The sequence below is a fragment of the Cyanobium sp. ULC082 genome, assembly GCF_977927535.1.
Genome location: NZ_OZ376397.1, coordinates 571,227 through 585,004 on the forward strand (window position 1 = coordinate 571,227; position 13,778 = coordinate 585,004).

A 13,778-nucleotide genomic window follows, 5' to 3' on the forward strand; every position below is an offset into this window, starting at 1 on the left:
GCAAAACGCCGTGACCGTAGCAACAGGCAGATCTCTGCCCCCCCTTCGGCGAGATGGATCAGGCCGGGTGGGGCAAGGCTGCGGGCTTGATGTTGAGCTGCAGTTCCCGCGCTCCCCGCACCACCTTGAGCGGCAGCAGCTCACCAACCTGAGATGCCTCCACCCGCTGCAGCAGGCTGGCTGGATCCTTGACGGGCTGATCGGCAGCGGACACCACCAGATCACCGCGTCGCAGCCCGGCCAGCTCGGCCGGGCTGTCGGGCAACACCCTCTGCACCAGGGCGCCATCCCGCTCCGGCAGCTGCAGCACCGCATCCGGATCGCGGTTGTTGTCACGGGCCCGGCGGGCCGTGAGCGGCACCAGCTGCAGGCCGAGGTACGGATGGACAACCTGCCCACCGAGGCGGAGCTGGTCGGCCACACCCCGGGCCAGGTTGATCGGGATCGCGAATCCGAGCCCGGCGCCGGGTCCGGAGCGCACCAGGGTGTTGATGCCTATCACATCGCCGGCGGCGTTGATCAGCGGGCCGCCGGAGTTGCCGGGGTTGATCGCCGCATCCGTCTGGATCAGATCGAGCCGCTTGTCGGAGAAGCCGAGGCTGTTGATGTTGCGGTGGAGGCTGCTGACAATGCCGAGGGTGACGGTGCGCTCAAGTCCATAGGGACTGCCCAGGGCAATCGCCCAGTCGCCCACTTCAAGGGCTTCGGAATCGCCGAGCGGGGCCGCCTCCAGGCTGCTGAGCTTGGGAATGCGCACCACCGCCAGGTCGGTGACGGGATCGGCGCCCACCACACTGCCGTCCACCTGGCGGCCATCGGCAAGGGTCACCTCGACGAGATCGGCCCGATCAACGACGTGGGCGTTGGTGAGGACAAGGCCGCTGGCATCAATCACCACGCCGGACCCCTGACCCCTCTCCCGGCTGCTGCCGGCCGGATCGCCGAACAGATCCCGCAGCAGGGGATCAAGCAAGGCCGGATCGAAGGCTTCACGGGAAACGCTGCGCTCGGTGTCGATCCGCACCACCGATGCACCGACCCGCCGGGCCGCCTGGGCGACGAAGCTGTGGGTCGGGACCTGCGGCAGAGCTTTGCCGTCGCCGCTGAGCTCGGTTTCGGCCGCCGCCAGGGGCAGAGCCGCCCCGCCGATCAGCAGCACCAGCAGCAGGATCGCCAGCAGGCCATGCCGCACCTGATCCAGGAGACGGAGGGACAGCGAGCGTTCAAGGGGCACGGCAACAGGGCTGAATCGGCTCAAGGCTAGGGGGAATCCAGTTGGCCGTTCAGCGTTCAAGCCCTTTCACCTGGTGAGAAAGCCGACCAGCGCAGCAGTCGCTGTGCCCAGGAGCGATCGGGCCGCAGCTCCAACCAGCGACCGCCGGGGTCCTGCGGCCGGCCAAGCGGGCAGGGTTGTGACGACGGGAAGGCGCAGAGCGTGGAGGGGCAGGCGAACAGCGGCACCTCCGGGCGGCCGGGAAGCTGGCCCTGCCAGTGCTGGTGGACATGGCCGAACAGCACCCCACGCACCAAGGGGCTCGCCGCCAGGAGCTCCAGCAATGGTTCCGGATGCTGGAGAGCGATCGCATCGAGGCTGGGGCTGCCGATCGGCACGGGGGGGTGATGGATGGCCAGCCAGGTGGGGGCGCTCGATCCAGCCAGTTGCCCTCGCAGCCATCGCAACTGGTGATCGTCCAAGCAGCCGGCCGGGCTGCCGGGACGATGGCTGGAGATCAGGATCAGGCGCCAGGGGCCCAGCTGGAGCGCTGCCGGTGCCAGCGCGGCCAGCCCGCCCAGCGCCTGCAGGATCAGCGCCGGGTTGTCGTGATTGCCTGGCAGCAGGGCCAGGGGAATCCTCAGAGGGGTGAGCAGATCACACAGATGGCCATAGCCGGCCAGGCTTTCGTCCTGGCAGAGATCGCCGCTGATCAGCAGCAGGTCCGGTGGCCGCTCCAGCTGGGCGATGGCCTGCTCCAGCCCATGCCGGAGCTGTTCGTAGGGATTGAAACCCCTGTAAACGCCTTGAGGATCTGCCAGCAGGTGGGGATCACTCAGCTGAAGAACGTGCAGGTTCCCGGACACGCCTTCGGGCAGGGCCGGCATCGGGAGCACTTGAAGGGCTTGCAACAGTTGGGATCAGCTCCCTTGTCGAGAGCTTAGGTTGCCCCCACAACGCAGCCACCGTCATGGCCTCGATTCCACCTGGAACCCTGAAACGGTGCGATCTCTGTCGGGTGGAGATCCGCGGGATGGTGGGTGGAAACGACCAGGTGGTGTTCAGTCAGGGGGCACCGGGCACCCGAGCCAAGCTGTGGGCACGGGTCTGTCAGTTCGTCAAGGAGCCGCAGCGCTGCATCAACCAGGAGGCCTCCCTGCGGGGCGAGGTGGGTGTCGACGATTTCTACGGGGAGCCCCCCGGTCTCGGGCCGATCGGTTCGGCCTCCGCTGGTGAGTCCCTGGGTGGGGCGCCGCCGGCCTGAGCCGGATCGCTTCCAGCCCGGCGTGCAAGGTCACCAGTCGGCAGCAACCGGCGCGATCGGCTGCAGACAGGGAATCACCTACGCTGAGCTTGTGCCCGGCGGGCATCACCCGAATTCTTCCTGCTTCAGGACGGATCAGGGGCAGTTCTCTGCAGGAGCCGGTCGGGCTTCTCGAACCGCTCCCCTTCCCGGCGTTGACCCACCCCCTGATCGCTGATCTACGGCAACTGGCTTGCCAGCAGGCCGCTGTCGCCCAGCTCTCTGTGGTGGACGTCCAGATTCAGAGCAACCGCCTCCCCCTCAGCCTGTTGATTCAGGTTCGACGGTCCGATGGTGGTGACGTCAACCTGGATGAATGTGCCCGTTTCAGCGGGGCGATCAGCGAGCGTCTCGACAGCAGCGACCTGTTGAGCGAGCCCTATGTTCTGGAGATCAGCAGCCCGGGCATCGGCGAGGAACTCCTCGATGACCGGGACTTTCGCAGTTTTCGCGGGTTTCCCGTGGAAGTTCGCTTTCTGGATGGGGCTGGTGCCGTCGTCGCCCGCGAAGGCCTGCTGCTGGAGCGGGACGAGCAGTTCGTCTGCCTCAACCTGCACGGACGCACCAGCCGCATTCCCCGCGCCGATGTGCTGGGTGTTCGGCTGACCACTCCCGAGGGCTGATCACGCCCCAGGCCTGAGCAGCCCGTGGGTTCTTTCCTCCCTGCTCAGATCAGCTCCTTTCACCTCACCTCACTCACCCTCCCGTTTCACCCCATGGCCCTTGTTCTTCTCCCTGGATTGCAGAATCTGATCGAGGACATCAGCGATGAGAAGAAGCTGCCCACCCAGGTGGTGGAGGCCGCCCTGCGGGAAGCCTTGCTCAAGGGCTATGAGCGCTACCGCCGCACCCTCTATCTCGGTATCAGTGAAGATCCGTTTGAAGAGGATTATTTCAGCAACTTTGATGTTGGCCTGGACCTCGAGGAGGAGGGCTATCGGGTTCTGGCCAGCAAGATCATCGTGGAAGAGGTGGAAAGTGACGACCACCAGATCGCCCTCGCCGAGGTTCAGCAAGTGGCGGAAGATGCCCAGATCGGCGACACGGTGGTGCTGGATGTCACCCCGGAAAAGGACGACTTTGGCCGCATGGCCGCCTCCACCACAAAACAGGTGTTGGCGCAGAAACTCAGGGATCAGCAACGACGCATGATTCAGGAGGAGTTCGCTGATCTCGAAGACCCCGTACTCACCTCCAGGGTCATTCGCTTTGAACGTCAGTCGATCATCATGGCGGTGAGTTCAGGCCTGGGGCGCCCGGAGGTGGAAGCTGAATTGCCCCGCCGCGACCAGCTCCCCAACGACAACTACCGTGCCAACGCCACCTTCAAGGTCTTTCTCAAGGAAGTGTCCGAGGTGGCGCGCCGCGGTCCCCAGCTGTTCGTCTCGCGGGCCAATGCCGGCCTGGTGGTGTATCTCTTCGAAAATGAAGTTCCCGAGATCCAGGAAGGCTCGGTGCGAATCGTGGCTGTGGCGCGGGAAGCCAACCCACCCTCCCGTTCCGTCGGTCCACGCACCAAGGTGGCTGTTGACAGCGTCGAGCGGGAGGTGGATCCGGTCGGAGCCTGCATCGGCGCCCGTGGCTCCCGCATCCAGCAGGTTGTCAATGAGTTGCGCGGCGAAAAGATCGACGTGATTCGCTGGTCGCCTGATCCTGGCCAGTACATCGCCAACTCGCTCAGTCCGGCCAGGGTGGAGATGGTGCGGCTGGTGGACCGCGAAGGGCATCACGCCCACGTGCTGGTGCCGCCCGATCAACTCAGCCTGGCGATCGGTCGCGAGGGCCAGAATGTGCGGCTGGCGGCCCGTCTCACCGGCTGGAAGATCGATATCAAGAATGCGCTCGAGTACGACCAGGTGGCGGAAGATGCCAAGGCGGCCGAGCTGATCGGCCTTCGCGAGGAGGATGAACGGGAACAGGCCGAGGCCGAAGCGCGGCTTGAGGCGGAGCAGGCGATCCGGGCCGAGGAGGATGCCCGGCTTCGCGAGCTGTATCCCCTGCCGGAAGACGACCTGGAGGAGGAGATGGAGGAGGGGATTGATGCTCCTGCCCCGACCGCCGAGGCACTGGACCGGTGAACCCCGCTCCCACCCTGCGTCGTTGCGTCAGCTGCCGGCAACTGCGGGATCGACGCCTGCTCTGGAGGGTGATCCGCTTGCCGGGACGGGAGGTCGTCCTGGATCACGGCATGGGCCGCTCCGCCTACCTCTGTCCCGCCAGCAGCTGCCTTGCCGATGCCAAACGACACAGGCGGCTGCAGCGAGCCCTGCGCTGTGAGGTGGTTCTCTCCATCTACGCCGCCCTTGATCAGCGCCTGGTGGAGGCACCCATCGCAGCCTCTGAGGCAAGATGAACAGTGGCCGCACCGTGCGTGGGGCTCGGCGGCACCCGTTGCCCCGACCGATTGGAGACCTGAATGACCAGCAGCGGCAAAGTCAGAATTTATGAGCTGTCCCGGGACCTTGGACTCGACAACAAGGACGTGCTTGATGCCGCCGAGAAACTGTCGATTGCCGCCAAGAGCCACAGCAGCTCGATCAGCGACGACGAGGCCAGCCGCATTCGCAGCCTGATCCGACCCAATGGCAGCGGAGCGGCCAGGCCCGTGACCCCACCAAGGCCGGCTCCAGCAATGGCACAGGATCCGAGCAGGGATCCCGGCACAGCGATCCTTTCGGTGAAGAAGGCAGCGGCACCCCCAGCGCCGGCAACCCCAGCGCCGGCTCCACCAGCCCCTCCAGCCGCCGCTGCCCCTGCCCCGTCCCGCCAAGCCCCAGGCCGCGCCGGTAGCCGCCAAGCCCCAGCCAGCCCCCTGTGCTGGTGGTGAAGCCAGCGATTCCGGCCCCGGCCCAACCATCGCCTACGCCGGCTCGCAGCGTTCCGTCGCCGCGCCCCGTCGCCGCGCCCGCTCCGATTCCGAGCAAGCCGGCGCTCGCCGCTCCGGCCCGGCCGGCGCCGGCCGCGCCCGTGCTGATCAAATCACCGCCCCCGGCTCCAGCCCGCAAGCCGGCGGAGCCCCTGCTCACCCCAGCCCGCGGCCAGCCACCAGCCCTCGCCCGGTGCCAAGGGGCAGCGCGCCTCCGCCGCGCCCGGCCCCGCCGCAACGGCCTGGCTCCCCGATCCGCAGCGTCAGCGGCGAGGGACAACCCCAGCTGGTTGGTCGCCCCCAGTCGGGCCAACCCACTGGAACCAGCAGCCGACCGGCGCCCCCTTCGGGTCGCCCAACCTTGAGTCAACGGCCCAGCAGCGCCCCCCAGCGCCCTGCACCGCCGGCCGTTCGTCAGCTCCAGACCCGCAGCCCCCTGGAGCTGGTCGGTAAACCGATCCGCCGCGACGCCGCCGCTCCGGCCGCTCCGATCCGCGCCGGGGCCGGCGCACCGGTGCGGGTCGGAGGCATGCCCCAGGGCATGCGCAAGCCCGTCGCCCCTGGCGAGCTGATGCAGCTCCAGAACCCTTTAAGCCGCTCTCCGGCCGCCCCACCCCGGCGACCCGAGGCCGGAATCGGCACCAGCCCCGATGGGGCACGCCCCACGGCCACGCCTCCCGCGGCTCCGAAGCGGCCGGGCTTCCGCACTCCGCAGCCGGCAACCAGGGCCCGGCGGCCCGAGTGGGATGACACCGCCAAGCTTGAGGCCCTGCGCAGCAAGTCGCCCCAGAAGCAGCGCCAGAAAGTTCACATCATCGGCGATAACGACGATGCGCTCACGGCCGAAACGGGCGGCTACGCGGGTGAGCAGGAGGCGCTGATCCTCCAGGCCAGCCTGGCCAGGCCGGCCAAACCGCGGACCCGGCAGGCGGCCCCCGGCGCCAAGCCGGTGGTGGCGATGCGCAAACGCAAGAAGGAAACCACCCGCCAGCGCCAGCGGCGCCGTGCCATGGAATTGCGGGCTGCCCGCGAGGCCAAGGCCACCCGGCCGGAAATGCTGATCGTTCCGGAGGGGAACCTCACGGTGCAGGAACTCGCCGACCGCTTGGCTGTCGAGAGTTCGGAAATCATCAAATCCCTCTTCTTCAAGGGGATCATCGCCACCGTCACCCAGACCCTCGACCTTTCGGCGATCGAGACGGTTTCCGAGGAGTTCGGTGTTCCCGTTCTCGAAGACGATGTCCAGGAGGCCGCCAAGAAGACGGTCGAGATGATCGAGGAAAGCGATCGTGCCCACCTGATCCGACGGCCACCGGTGGTCACGGTGATGGGCCACGTCGACCACGGCAAGACCAGCCTGCTCGATGCCATCCGCAAGACCCGGGTGGCAGCCGGCGAGGCCGGTGGCATCACCCAGCACATCGGTGCCTACCAGGTGGACATTCCCCACGGTGGTGAACAGCGCCGGATCACCTTCCTTGACACCCCTGGCCACGAGGCGTTCACCGCCATGCGTGCCCGGGGCACCAAGGTCACCGACGTGGCTGTGCTGGTGGTGGCGGCCGACGACGGCGTGCGCCCCCAGACCCTCGAGGCGATCAGCCACGCCCGCGCCGCCCAGGTGCCGATCGTGGTGGCGATCAACAAGATCGACAAGGAGGGAGCCCAGCCCGACCGGGTCAAGCAGGAACTCTCCAATCAGCAGCTCGTTGCTGAAGACTGGGGTGGCGACACGGTGATGGTGCCTGTGAGCGCCATCAAGCGGGAGAACATCGACAAGCTTCTGGAAATGATCCTGCTGGTCTCGGAGGTGGAGGATCTTCAGGCCAATCCGGCCCGGATGGCCAAGGGCACCGTGATCGAGGCCCACCTCGACAAGGCGAAGGGTCCGGTCGCCACGCTGCTGATTCAGAACGGCACGCTTCGGGCCGGCGATGTGCTGGCTGCCGGCCCCGTTCTCGGCAAGGTGCGGGCCATGGTGGATGACACCGGCAAACGGGTGAAGCTGGCAGGTCCGTCCTGCGCCGTTGAGGCCCTTGGCTTCAGTGAGGTGCCCACCGCCGGCGACGAGTTCGAGGTCTATGCCGATGAGAAGGCCGCCCGGGCGGTGGTCGGCGATCGAGCCAACGATGCCAGGGCCACCCGCCTGGCCCAGCAGATGGCCTCCCGCCGGGTTTCCCTGGCCTCGATGTCAGGCAAGGCCAGCGAGGGTGAGCTCAAGGAGCTCAACCTGATTCTCAAGGCCGATGTTCAAGGCAGCGTCGAAGCGATCCTCGGCTCGCTGGAGCAACTGCCCCAGGGCGAGGTTCAGGTGCGTGTGCTGCTTTCGGCCCCAGGCGAGATCACCGAAACCGATGTGGATCTGGCGGCCGCCTCCGGTGCGGTGATCGTCGGGTTCAACACCTCGATGGCCTCAGGAGCGAAGAAGGCCGCCGACGCCACCGGCGTCGATGTGCGCGACTACGACGTGATCTACAAGCTGCTTGAAGACATCCAGCTGGCCATGGAGGGCCTGCTGGAGCCTGAGATGGTCGAGGAGACCCTGGGCGAAGCCGAGGTGCGCGCGGTGTTCAGCATCGGCAAGACGGCGGTTGCCGGCTGCTATGTCACCAGTGGCAAGCTGCAGCGCAACTGCAAGGTGCGCGTGCATCGCGCCAAGCAGGTGGTGTTCGAGGGCGATCTCGACTCCTTGCGCCGCAACAAGGACGACGTCAAGGAGGTGGCCACCGGCTTCGAGTGCGGCATCGGCTGCGATCGGTTCGCCAACTGGCAGGACCGGGACCGCGTCGAGGCCTACAAGCTGGTGACCCAGCGACGCACCCTCAGCACGAGCTGATCCGGTGAACCCCCGCAGCGAACCCCTGCTCTGGGTGCAACTGGTGGGACTGGCCGCCGCTCCACTGGAGCTTCTCCTGCTCTTCCTGATCCTGGCGGGATCGGATGCCGGTCCCTTTCCGTTGCTTGAAAGGTTGCTCTGCTTTGCCCTCGGTGGTCTGGCGCCGGCCGTGCTGCTCTGGCGCCACCCGGCCGATCCATGGTCGCTGCTGCTGCTCAAGACCCCCGTCAAGGGCCGCCGAGAGCTGCAGAACCGGTTGAGCGGCCTGGTCCATCCCTTGCCGCTGAAGTTGGCCCAGGCTGCCGGGGTGGCAGCGCTGCTGCCACTGCTCTGGATCCTCGACAGCCGCGCCGGCCTGGCCGCTGATCTTTCTCCGCTCGCCAACAGCTCAAGGCTGGTGGACCTGCTGCTGGCTGCGTTTCTGCTCAGCCTGGTGGTCTGGCAGTGGCACCAGCTGCTTCAGGCTGGCTGGATGCTGAGGCGTCCTGTGCAGCAGCTGGCCGCAGGCAACCTTCCCCAGGCTGAGCAGACCGGCCATGACCTGCTCAGCCTGGGGTTGCCGTTGCTGTTGCCCGGTTCGCTGCAGCTAATCGCTGCTTCCAGCCCGGTCGCGCCAGAGCAGCAAGCCGAACAGCAGCAGGGCTCCGACCTGGATGAGCAGATCCCCTGAGGCCAGCTCACCGCCAGCCGCCACCCGCAGGGCCATCGTGGCCAGGCCAATGGCCGCCGAGGCGGAGAGAGCGATCCAGAGGGCCCGGCGCAGCCCGCGCCAGGGAGCCTTTGCCTCCTGCAGCAGCCTGGCCCTCAGGGCTGGATCCAGGTTTTTCGGATCAGAAGGAGGCATCGGCGGAACCTGTGCAGAGGATGGCTGAATGCTAATTTCATGGCGGTGCCGGTGTAGCTCAGTGGTAGAGCAACTGATTCGTAATCAGTAGGTCGTCGGTTCAAATCCGATCACCGGCTTTCACACAATTCCAGGTGATTAACTGCCTCCTGGAAACCTCAATAATCGATTTCAAGAGCAAAACTGAGCTCGATCCTGCGCTCATTCTTCTGATTTCTCAAGCTGCTCTTGCTGCCTGCTCTACCGGATCATCAACCGGAACTTGAATCGGATGGTTGATCCGCATCGTCACAGTGAATGGCCACCGGCTGCTTCCGCTGAGTCCGTGCTGCCGTCGGCGACCCTCCGGGAGCTGGACGGCGAGCGGGGAGCCATCTTCAGCCCTTGTCGGCGTTACCGCTATGCCCTCTGGCGCCGCTGGGGGGAGCCAGCTGATGGCGCCGTCGTGGTGGGGCTGAACCCCAGCACGGCCGATGAGCATGCCGACGATCCGACCGTGCGGCGTTGCATCGCTTTTGCCAGGGACTGGGGCTTCAGCGGCCTGACCATGATCAACCTCTTCGCGTTCCGTGCCACACGACCGGCCGATCTGGTCGAAGCGGCCGACCCGGTGGGCCCGGACAACGACCGATGGCTTCAGGCCTGCAGTGCCGGATCCAGGCTGGTCGTTGCCGCCTGGGGACGACGCGGCGGCTGGCTTGAGCGCGACCAGGCGGTCAGGCGGATGCTGCCGCCCCTGCAGGTGCTCGGCCTGGGCAAGACGGCCAGTCCTCTGCATCCTCTCTATCTGCCCCGGACCCGCAGGCCGGTCCCCTGGACCTGAGCCTGAAGCCCGGCTGGCACCACCCCCCAGCCTGGTGTCAAACCAGTCGCCCGGCGATCTCCAGATAGCGATCTTCCAGGGCCCTCACCTCCAGGCCGCTCAGTCCGGCTTGCTCCAGTTGCTCCTGCACTTCCTCCTGGGTGAAGGCCGCGCGCAGGGAGTGGAGATAGTCACGCTCCAGCAGCGGCGGCGCTCCTGCCAGATGGGCAGCCAGCAGGGCCTGCACCGCCGCTTCCGAGTCGGGCCGGCGCAGGTCCTTCACGTAGACCGCCGCCCCCGTCGCCCCCAGTTGCCGCACGGTTTTCCAGAGCACCATCGGGTCGTGGAGATGATGGAGCAGGCTGTTGCTCACCACGGTTGAGAAGCACGCCACCGGCAGATCAGGGCAGGGGAGCCTGGCCAGTTGGAAGGAGAGATTCGGCCAGGCTGGTTCGCTCCGCAGCTTCGCCTCGGCGATCGCCAGCATGGCCTGAGCCCCATCCAGCCCGAGCACGACGCTGGTGGGGTGGCGGGAAGCGAGGCGAAAGCTGATGTTCCCCGGACCACAGCCAAGATCAACGACCCGCTCACCGAGCCCAGCAGGGAACAGGAAGGCGATTCGATCGATCACCGCCTGATCCGTGGCGCTGAAATCCCCGTCGGCGTATTGCCTGGCCTGCTCTGCCCCATCCATCAGCTCGGGTTCGCAGACGCGCAGCACGTTGGGTCAGTGGCGGGTGCTTCATTCCACAGCACCAGAGGGGATGGCGGGCTCTCCTTGCCGTGGAGTGTCAGCACGGCCGGGATTCACCGTGAGCGGCAAGGAGCCAGGCATATGTCTCGGCTTGCCAATCAGCGTCCCGAATGGGGCGATGCCTTCTTAAGGTTTTTTTATGCATTCGCCTTCCCGATTCCCATGGTGTTGATCTGCTGGGATCTGCGTGGTTCCAGGTCTTCAGAAACGGTCCCGCTTCAGCAGGCCAGGGTTCGTCGCCTTCAGCTTGAGCAGCAGGGAGCGGTTGTCTACTGGAGTGAGCGGCTGGCCAACACCTGAGCCGCGCTGCTAAGAGTGCAGGGTTCCCTGATCGGGGCGCGGCGATGCCGTTGCTTTTTTCAACTCGTGCCCGCAAAGCCGCCAGAAAGGCTGCTTCACCCCTGATCGCCTTCGGGTGGCTGGCCCTGGCGGTTGGCTTGACGGGGTGCTGGGGCAGGTCAGATCCCCAGGTTCAGCGGATCGAGCGGCTGGAGCAACGTCTGCAGCAGGTCGAACAGCGCCTGGCCAGCCCTGTCGATCCCAACCCCGCCGACCCCGCCGGCAAGCCACCGGCCGGTGTGGTCAAATCACTCACCTTCCGCATCGGCAGCTCCGATGATCGGCTGAGGATCTACTGGGCTGACGGCACCACCACCAACCTGCCCTGCACCAAGGAACAAGGCACCTGGGCCTGCGGCTGAGATCCGTTTCGTCCACCTTTCTTCACCGCTCCCACCTGATGTCTCGTCGCTTTTCCGCCCCGATCCAGAGTCTTGTCCGTCGCGCCGGCCTTGGCCTGCTGGCTGCGGTTTCGGTTGGGGCTGCTTCGGCATGGGCCCAGGCGGATTTCCCTTTCAACCTGCAACGGGCCACGAACCTGGCCCGGATGAAGGCCGAGAAACTCAATGGCGGTCTGGGCGTCTATCGGACAGCCGCCTGCATGTTCGATCGTGCCGCCGGCAACTGCATCATTGAAACGGGTGAGCAGGGAATCCTGTTCCGTTTTCTCGGCGGTCCCCCCGGTTGGCAGCAGCTGAATCTCGCGGCCACGGTGGAAACGGAGCTGAGGATTTCCCCGGATGGGCGCACGGTTCTGGCTGTCCTCTACAACGGGCCGATCCGGCTCAGCACGCCCTCGGAACCAGGCCAACGCCCACAGCCGTGAGCGCTTCGGCCCAGCTGCCACAGCAGGGCCAGCACTCCCGCTCCGTGACGCTCAGAGCGATCCCCTTCTCGCCATAGGCGGCCTCGTTGATGAACACCGGCCACTGCACCGCTGGGGCACTCTGCGCCTGGCTGATCGTGGTGCCATCCGGGCAGAGAAACAGCGGATCACCGGGAAACAGGGGCTGCCAGTCACGGTGCTGGCGTAGGGGATGCAGGCAGGCGGCCGGTCGGCCATCGCTGTGGCGGGGCAGATCGAGGCTGCCCAGATGGCGGTGAACCACCAGTTCAGCCGGTAGGCGCAGCCGGCCCGCCTGGGCCATGGCCAGCACGCTGAGGGCGGCTTCGACGGCCAGCTGGGTCTGACGGCAGATCGTGGCGGTGATCACGCCCTGGGGCACTGGACCCACCTCGATCACCAGGCCGCAGGGCCAGCGCTCGACCAGGAAGCCACTCTGGGCTGCATCCCCCTCATGCAGATAGATCGGCAGCCCCAGCAGAGCCTGGATTCCGGCCGCCAGGGCCAGATCGGCAGGGCGGCGGCCATAGAGCACCAGGGAGTTTCCCATCGCCGCCGTGGTGCTGTGCAGATCCAGCACCACGGCGCAGGGGGTGGTGCCGGCCGGGCCATGGGCCGCGATCAACTGGCGGGCCTGCTGAATCTCCAGTTCCTCCCTGCCTGGATCGTTCAGGAGTCCGGGGTTGAAGCAACGGTTCAGATCCCGCTGGATGTAGCGGACCCCAGCGGCGAGGGCGGCCGGATTGCCGATCGCCAGTTCCAGGGCCAGACCGCAGCTCTCGGGTGCGGCCGGCTGCTGACGCCAGTGCTCCAGAAGCCAGGCGGCGTTGCGTTCATTGCCATGGGTGGCAGCCACCAGCAGCACCTTTGCGGCTCCCACGGCTTCCACCTGCCCTTCTGCTGCCATCGCCTCCCTGTGCCAGCCGCCCGCTCAGCCTGGCAGGTCTGGTCGATGCCGTATCAGAGTCAGGGCAATCGCTGAATCCGTCATCGCCATCCCACCCCCTGTGGTTGCTGCGGTCAGGCAGGCCTGGCACTGGCAGTGGCTGCAGCTGATGGGCGGCCTGGGGCCCGCCGATGCCGAGGGAAACTACCGCCGCCCGCCGGCAGCCTTCGCCACTCCCCCCGAGTGTCCGGCCAGCGCCGGCCAGCCGGGCCGTCATCTGCTGATCGTCGGTCGCAGTTGCCCCTGGGCCCATCGTGCCTGGCTGGTCTGGACCCTGCGGGAGTTGGAGGGGTCGATCGAGCTGCTGGTGGTGGAGCCGGATCCGAAGGCGGGCCGCTGGCGGTTCGTGGAACCGTTCGAGGGGGCTCTGTCCCTGGTGGATCTGTACCGCCGCTGCGGCAGTGATCCCCGGGCCCGCGCCACGGTGCCGCTTCTCTACGACCGGGTTGATCAGAGGATCGTCGTGAACGAGAGCGCGCGGCTGATCGAACTGCTCAATCGTTGGCCGGCGCCGGCTTCCGCGCCTGATCTTGAGCCGATCGAGCTGGCTGAGCCGATCGACCGCTGGCGCGACCATCTCCAGGGCGCCGTCAACGATGGGGTGTACCGCTGTGGCTTCGCGCGCCATCAGGCGGCCTACGACAGGGCGGAGGCCGAGCTGTTCGCGGCATTTGAAGCGTTGGAGCTGAGCCTCGCCGGTGGCAGCCCCTGGCTCTGCGGTGATCGGCTCAGCCTCGCTGATGTGGTGTTGTTCCCCACCCTGATCCGGTTGGAGTTGGTCTATGCCCCCCTGTTCGGCTGCTCCCGCCGGCCGCTCTGGCAGTTCCCTGCCCTCTGGGACTGGAGGCGGCGTTTCCATCGCCTCCCTGGTGTTGCTGCCACCTGCTTTCCCGCCGCCTGGCGGCGCGACTACTTCGGTTCCCTCTTTCCGCTGCAACCCTCCGGCATTGTTCCGGCCGGTCCTGATCTGGCCACTCTGGTGGAAGGATGCCCTCCTGGGAGCCAGCGATGATGAGGGCGACGACCCCTGG

The 13,778-nt window shown here is 66.7% G+C and carries 17 protein-coding genes, 1 tRNA gene and 1 pseudogene; 13 read left to right on the forward strand and 6 right to left on the reverse strand.

The genetic code is table 11. The annotated features are described in order from the left end of the window. Positions 1-58 precede the first annotated feature (58 nt). Both ACXMDY_RS03095 and ACXMDY_RS03100 read right to left on the reverse strand, forming a co-directional pair. Positions 59-1,216 carry a trypsin-like peptidase domain-containing protein gene (locus ACXMDY_RS03095; protein WP_399244549.1) on the reverse strand — a complete coding sequence of 386 codons (1,158 nt, stop codon included), beginning with the start codon at positions 1,214-1,216 and terminating at the stop codon, positions 59-61. Positions 1,217-1,290: 74 nt separating this feature from the next. Then, on the reverse strand, positions 1,291-2,100 hold the full coding sequence (locus tag ACXMDY_RS03100) for a metallophosphoesterase (protein ID WP_259703105.1): 810 nt from the start codon (positions 2,098-2,100) through the stop codon (positions 1,291-1,293). A gap of 83 nt (positions 2,101-2,183) precedes the next feature. On the opposite strand from ACXMDY_RS03100, the gene ACXMDY_RS03105 reads away from it, so the two are divergent. The 5 genes and pseudogenes from ACXMDY_RS03105 to ACXMDY_RS03125 form a co-directional block, all read left to right on the forward strand. Beyond that, on the forward strand, positions 2,184-2,477 hold the full coding sequence (locus tag ACXMDY_RS03105) for a hypothetical protein (protein ID WP_259703106.1): 294 nt from the start codon (positions 2,184-2,186) through the stop codon (positions 2,475-2,477). A 194-nt stretch (positions 2,478-2,671) separates the two neighbouring features. Beyond that, positions 2,672-3,139 carry an LSm family protein gene (locus ACXMDY_RS03110; RefSeq protein WP_259703107.1) on the forward strand — a complete coding sequence of 156 codons (468 nt, stop codon included), beginning with the start codon at positions 2,672-2,674 and terminating at the stop codon, positions 3,137-3,139. 93 nt (positions 3,140-3,232) lie between these two features. Continuing rightward, on the forward strand, positions 3,233-4,594 hold the full coding sequence (gene nusA, locus ACXMDY_RS03115; protein WP_259703108.1) for a transcription termination factor NusA: 1,362 nt from the start codon (positions 3,233-3,235) through the stop codon (positions 4,592-4,594). Beyond that, positions 4,591-4,869, forward strand: a complete 279-nt coding sequence (locus ACXMDY_RS03120; RefSeq protein WP_259703109.1) for a YlxR family protein — start codon at positions 4,591-4,593, stop codon at positions 4,867-4,869. Before nusA ends, ACXMDY_RS03120 begins: the two co-directional genes overlap by 4 nt. Before the next feature lie 63 nt (positions 4,870-4,932). Next, a pseudogene (locus ACXMDY_RS03125) lies at positions 4,933-5,022 on the forward strand (hypothetical protein); the annotation flags it as partial. Between the two features lie 31 nt (positions 5,023-5,053). Here the strand turns inward: ACXMDY_RS03125 and ACXMDY_RS03130 are convergent. After that, positions 5,054-5,542, reverse strand: a complete 489-nt coding sequence (locus tag ACXMDY_RS03130; RefSeq protein WP_457767590.1) for a hypothetical protein — start codon at positions 5,540-5,542, stop codon at positions 5,054-5,056. Positions 5,543-5,743: 201 nt separating this feature from the next. On the opposite strand from ACXMDY_RS03130, the gene infB reads away from it, so the two are divergent. Together infB and ACXMDY_RS03140 are read left to right on the forward strand one after the other, a co-directional pair. Continuing rightward, complete coding sequence (gene infB / locus ACXMDY_RS03135; protein WP_457767367.1) at positions 5,744-8,218, forward strand: translation initiation factor IF-2; 2,475 nt, start codon at positions 5,744-5,746, stop codon at positions 8,216-8,218. Between the two features lie 4 nt (positions 8,219-8,222). Beyond that, positions 8,223-8,888: a low-complexity tail membrane protein gene (locus ACXMDY_RS03140; protein ID WP_259703111.1), complete on the forward strand. Its 666-nt coding sequence runs from the start codon at positions 8,223-8,225 to the stop codon at positions 8,886-8,888. Here the strand turns inward: ACXMDY_RS03140 and ACXMDY_RS03145 are convergent. Then, a complete protein-coding gene (locus tag ACXMDY_RS03145; protein ID WP_259703112.1) occupies positions 8,805-9,062 on the reverse strand; it encodes a DUF3493 domain-containing protein in 258 nt (85 codons plus the stop codon). The two genes, ACXMDY_RS03140 and ACXMDY_RS03145, sit on opposite strands and share 84 nt — an antisense overlap. A 47-nt stretch (positions 9,063-9,109) precedes the next feature. Here ACXMDY_RS03145 and ACXMDY_RS03150 point away from each other — a divergent pair. Then, positions 9,110-9,181, forward strand: a tRNA-Thr gene (locus ACXMDY_RS03150). 206 nt (positions 9,182-9,387) lie between these two features. Beyond that, positions 9,388-9,885 (forward strand): DUF1643 domain-containing protein, encoded by a 498-nt coding sequence (locus ACXMDY_RS03155; protein WP_259703113.1) that lies wholly within the window; start codon positions 9,388-9,390, stop codon positions 9,883-9,885. Between the two features lie 37 nt (positions 9,886-9,922). On the opposite strand, the gene ACXMDY_RS03160 is transcribed toward ACXMDY_RS03155, so the two are convergent. After that, positions 9,923-10,585, reverse strand: coding sequence for a class I SAM-dependent methyltransferase (locus ACXMDY_RS03160; RefSeq protein WP_259703114.1), 663 nt, complete (start codon positions 10,583-10,585; stop codon positions 9,923-9,925). A 195-nt stretch (positions 10,586-10,780) separates the two neighbouring features. Here ACXMDY_RS03160 and ACXMDY_RS03165 point away from each other — a divergent pair, with 195 nt between their 5' ends. The 3 genes from ACXMDY_RS03165 to ACXMDY_RS03175 are packed head-to-tail and all read left to right on the forward strand — an operon-like array spanning position 10,781 to position 11,783. Beyond that, the gene (locus ACXMDY_RS03165; protein WP_259703115.1) at positions 10,781-10,918 is read left to right on the forward strand and encodes a hypothetical protein; all 138 of its coding nucleotides are present in this window, start codon (positions 10,781-10,783) and stop codon (positions 10,916-10,918) included. 44 nt (positions 10,919-10,962) lie between these two features. Then, positions 10,963-11,319 (forward strand): carbohydrate porin, encoded by a 357-nt coding sequence (locus tag ACXMDY_RS03170; protein WP_259703116.1) that lies wholly within the window; start codon positions 10,963-10,965, stop codon positions 11,317-11,319. 38 nt (positions 11,320-11,357) lie between these two features. Next, on the forward strand, positions 11,358-11,783 hold the full coding sequence (locus ACXMDY_RS03175; protein ID WP_259703117.1) for a hypothetical protein: 426 nt from the start codon (positions 11,358-11,360) through the stop codon (positions 11,781-11,783). On the opposite strand, the gene ACXMDY_RS03180 is transcribed toward ACXMDY_RS03175, so the two are convergent. Next, positions 11,743-12,708, reverse strand: coding sequence for an aspartoacylase (locus ACXMDY_RS03180; protein ID WP_259703118.1), 966 nt, complete (start codon positions 12,706-12,708; stop codon positions 11,743-11,745). The two genes, ACXMDY_RS03175 and ACXMDY_RS03180, sit on opposite strands and share 41 nt — an antisense overlap. Positions 12,709-12,790: 82 nt before the next feature. Here ACXMDY_RS03180 and ACXMDY_RS03185 point away from each other — a divergent pair, with 82 nt between their 5' ends. Continuing rightward, positions 12,791-13,759 (forward strand): glutathione S-transferase C-terminal domain-containing protein, encoded by a 969-nt coding sequence (locus ACXMDY_RS03185; protein WP_259703308.1) that lies wholly within the window; start codon positions 12,791-12,793, stop codon positions 13,757-13,759. The last annotated feature ends 19 nt before the right edge of the window (positions 13,760-13,778 follow it).

Coding starts and splice junctions, on each gene's coding strand:
- ACXMDY_RS03100 (WP_259703105.1), bottom strand. CDS start 2,100: ATGCCGGCCCTGCCCGAAGGCGTGTCCGGGAACCTGCACGTTCTTCAG.
- ACXMDY_RS03105 (WP_259703106.1), top strand. CDS start 2,184: ATGGCCTCGATTCCACCTGGAACCCTGAAACGGTGCGATCTCTGTCGG.
- nusA (WP_259703108.1), top strand. CDS start 3,233: ATGGCCCTTGTTCTTCTCCCTGGATTGCAGAATCTGATCGAGGACATC.
- ACXMDY_RS03145 (WP_259703112.1), bottom strand. CDS start 9,062: ATGCCTCCTTCTGATCCGAAAAACCTGGATCCAGCCCTGAGGGCCAGG.
- ACXMDY_RS03165 (WP_259703115.1), top strand. CDS start 10,781: ATGGTGTTGATCTGCTGGGATCTGCGTGGTTCCAGGTCTTCAGAAACG.
- ACXMDY_RS03170 (WP_259703116.1), top strand. CDS start 10,963: ATGCCGTTGCTTTTTTCAACTCGTGCCCGCAAAGCCGCCAGAAAGGCT.
- ACXMDY_RS03175 (WP_259703117.1), top strand. CDS start 11,358: ATGTCTCGTCGCTTTTCCGCCCCGATCCAGAGTCTTGTCCGTCGCGCC.
- ACXMDY_RS03180 (WP_259703118.1), bottom strand. CDS start 12,708: ATGGCAGCAGAAGGGCAGGTGGAAGCCGTGGGAGCCGCAAAGGTGCTG.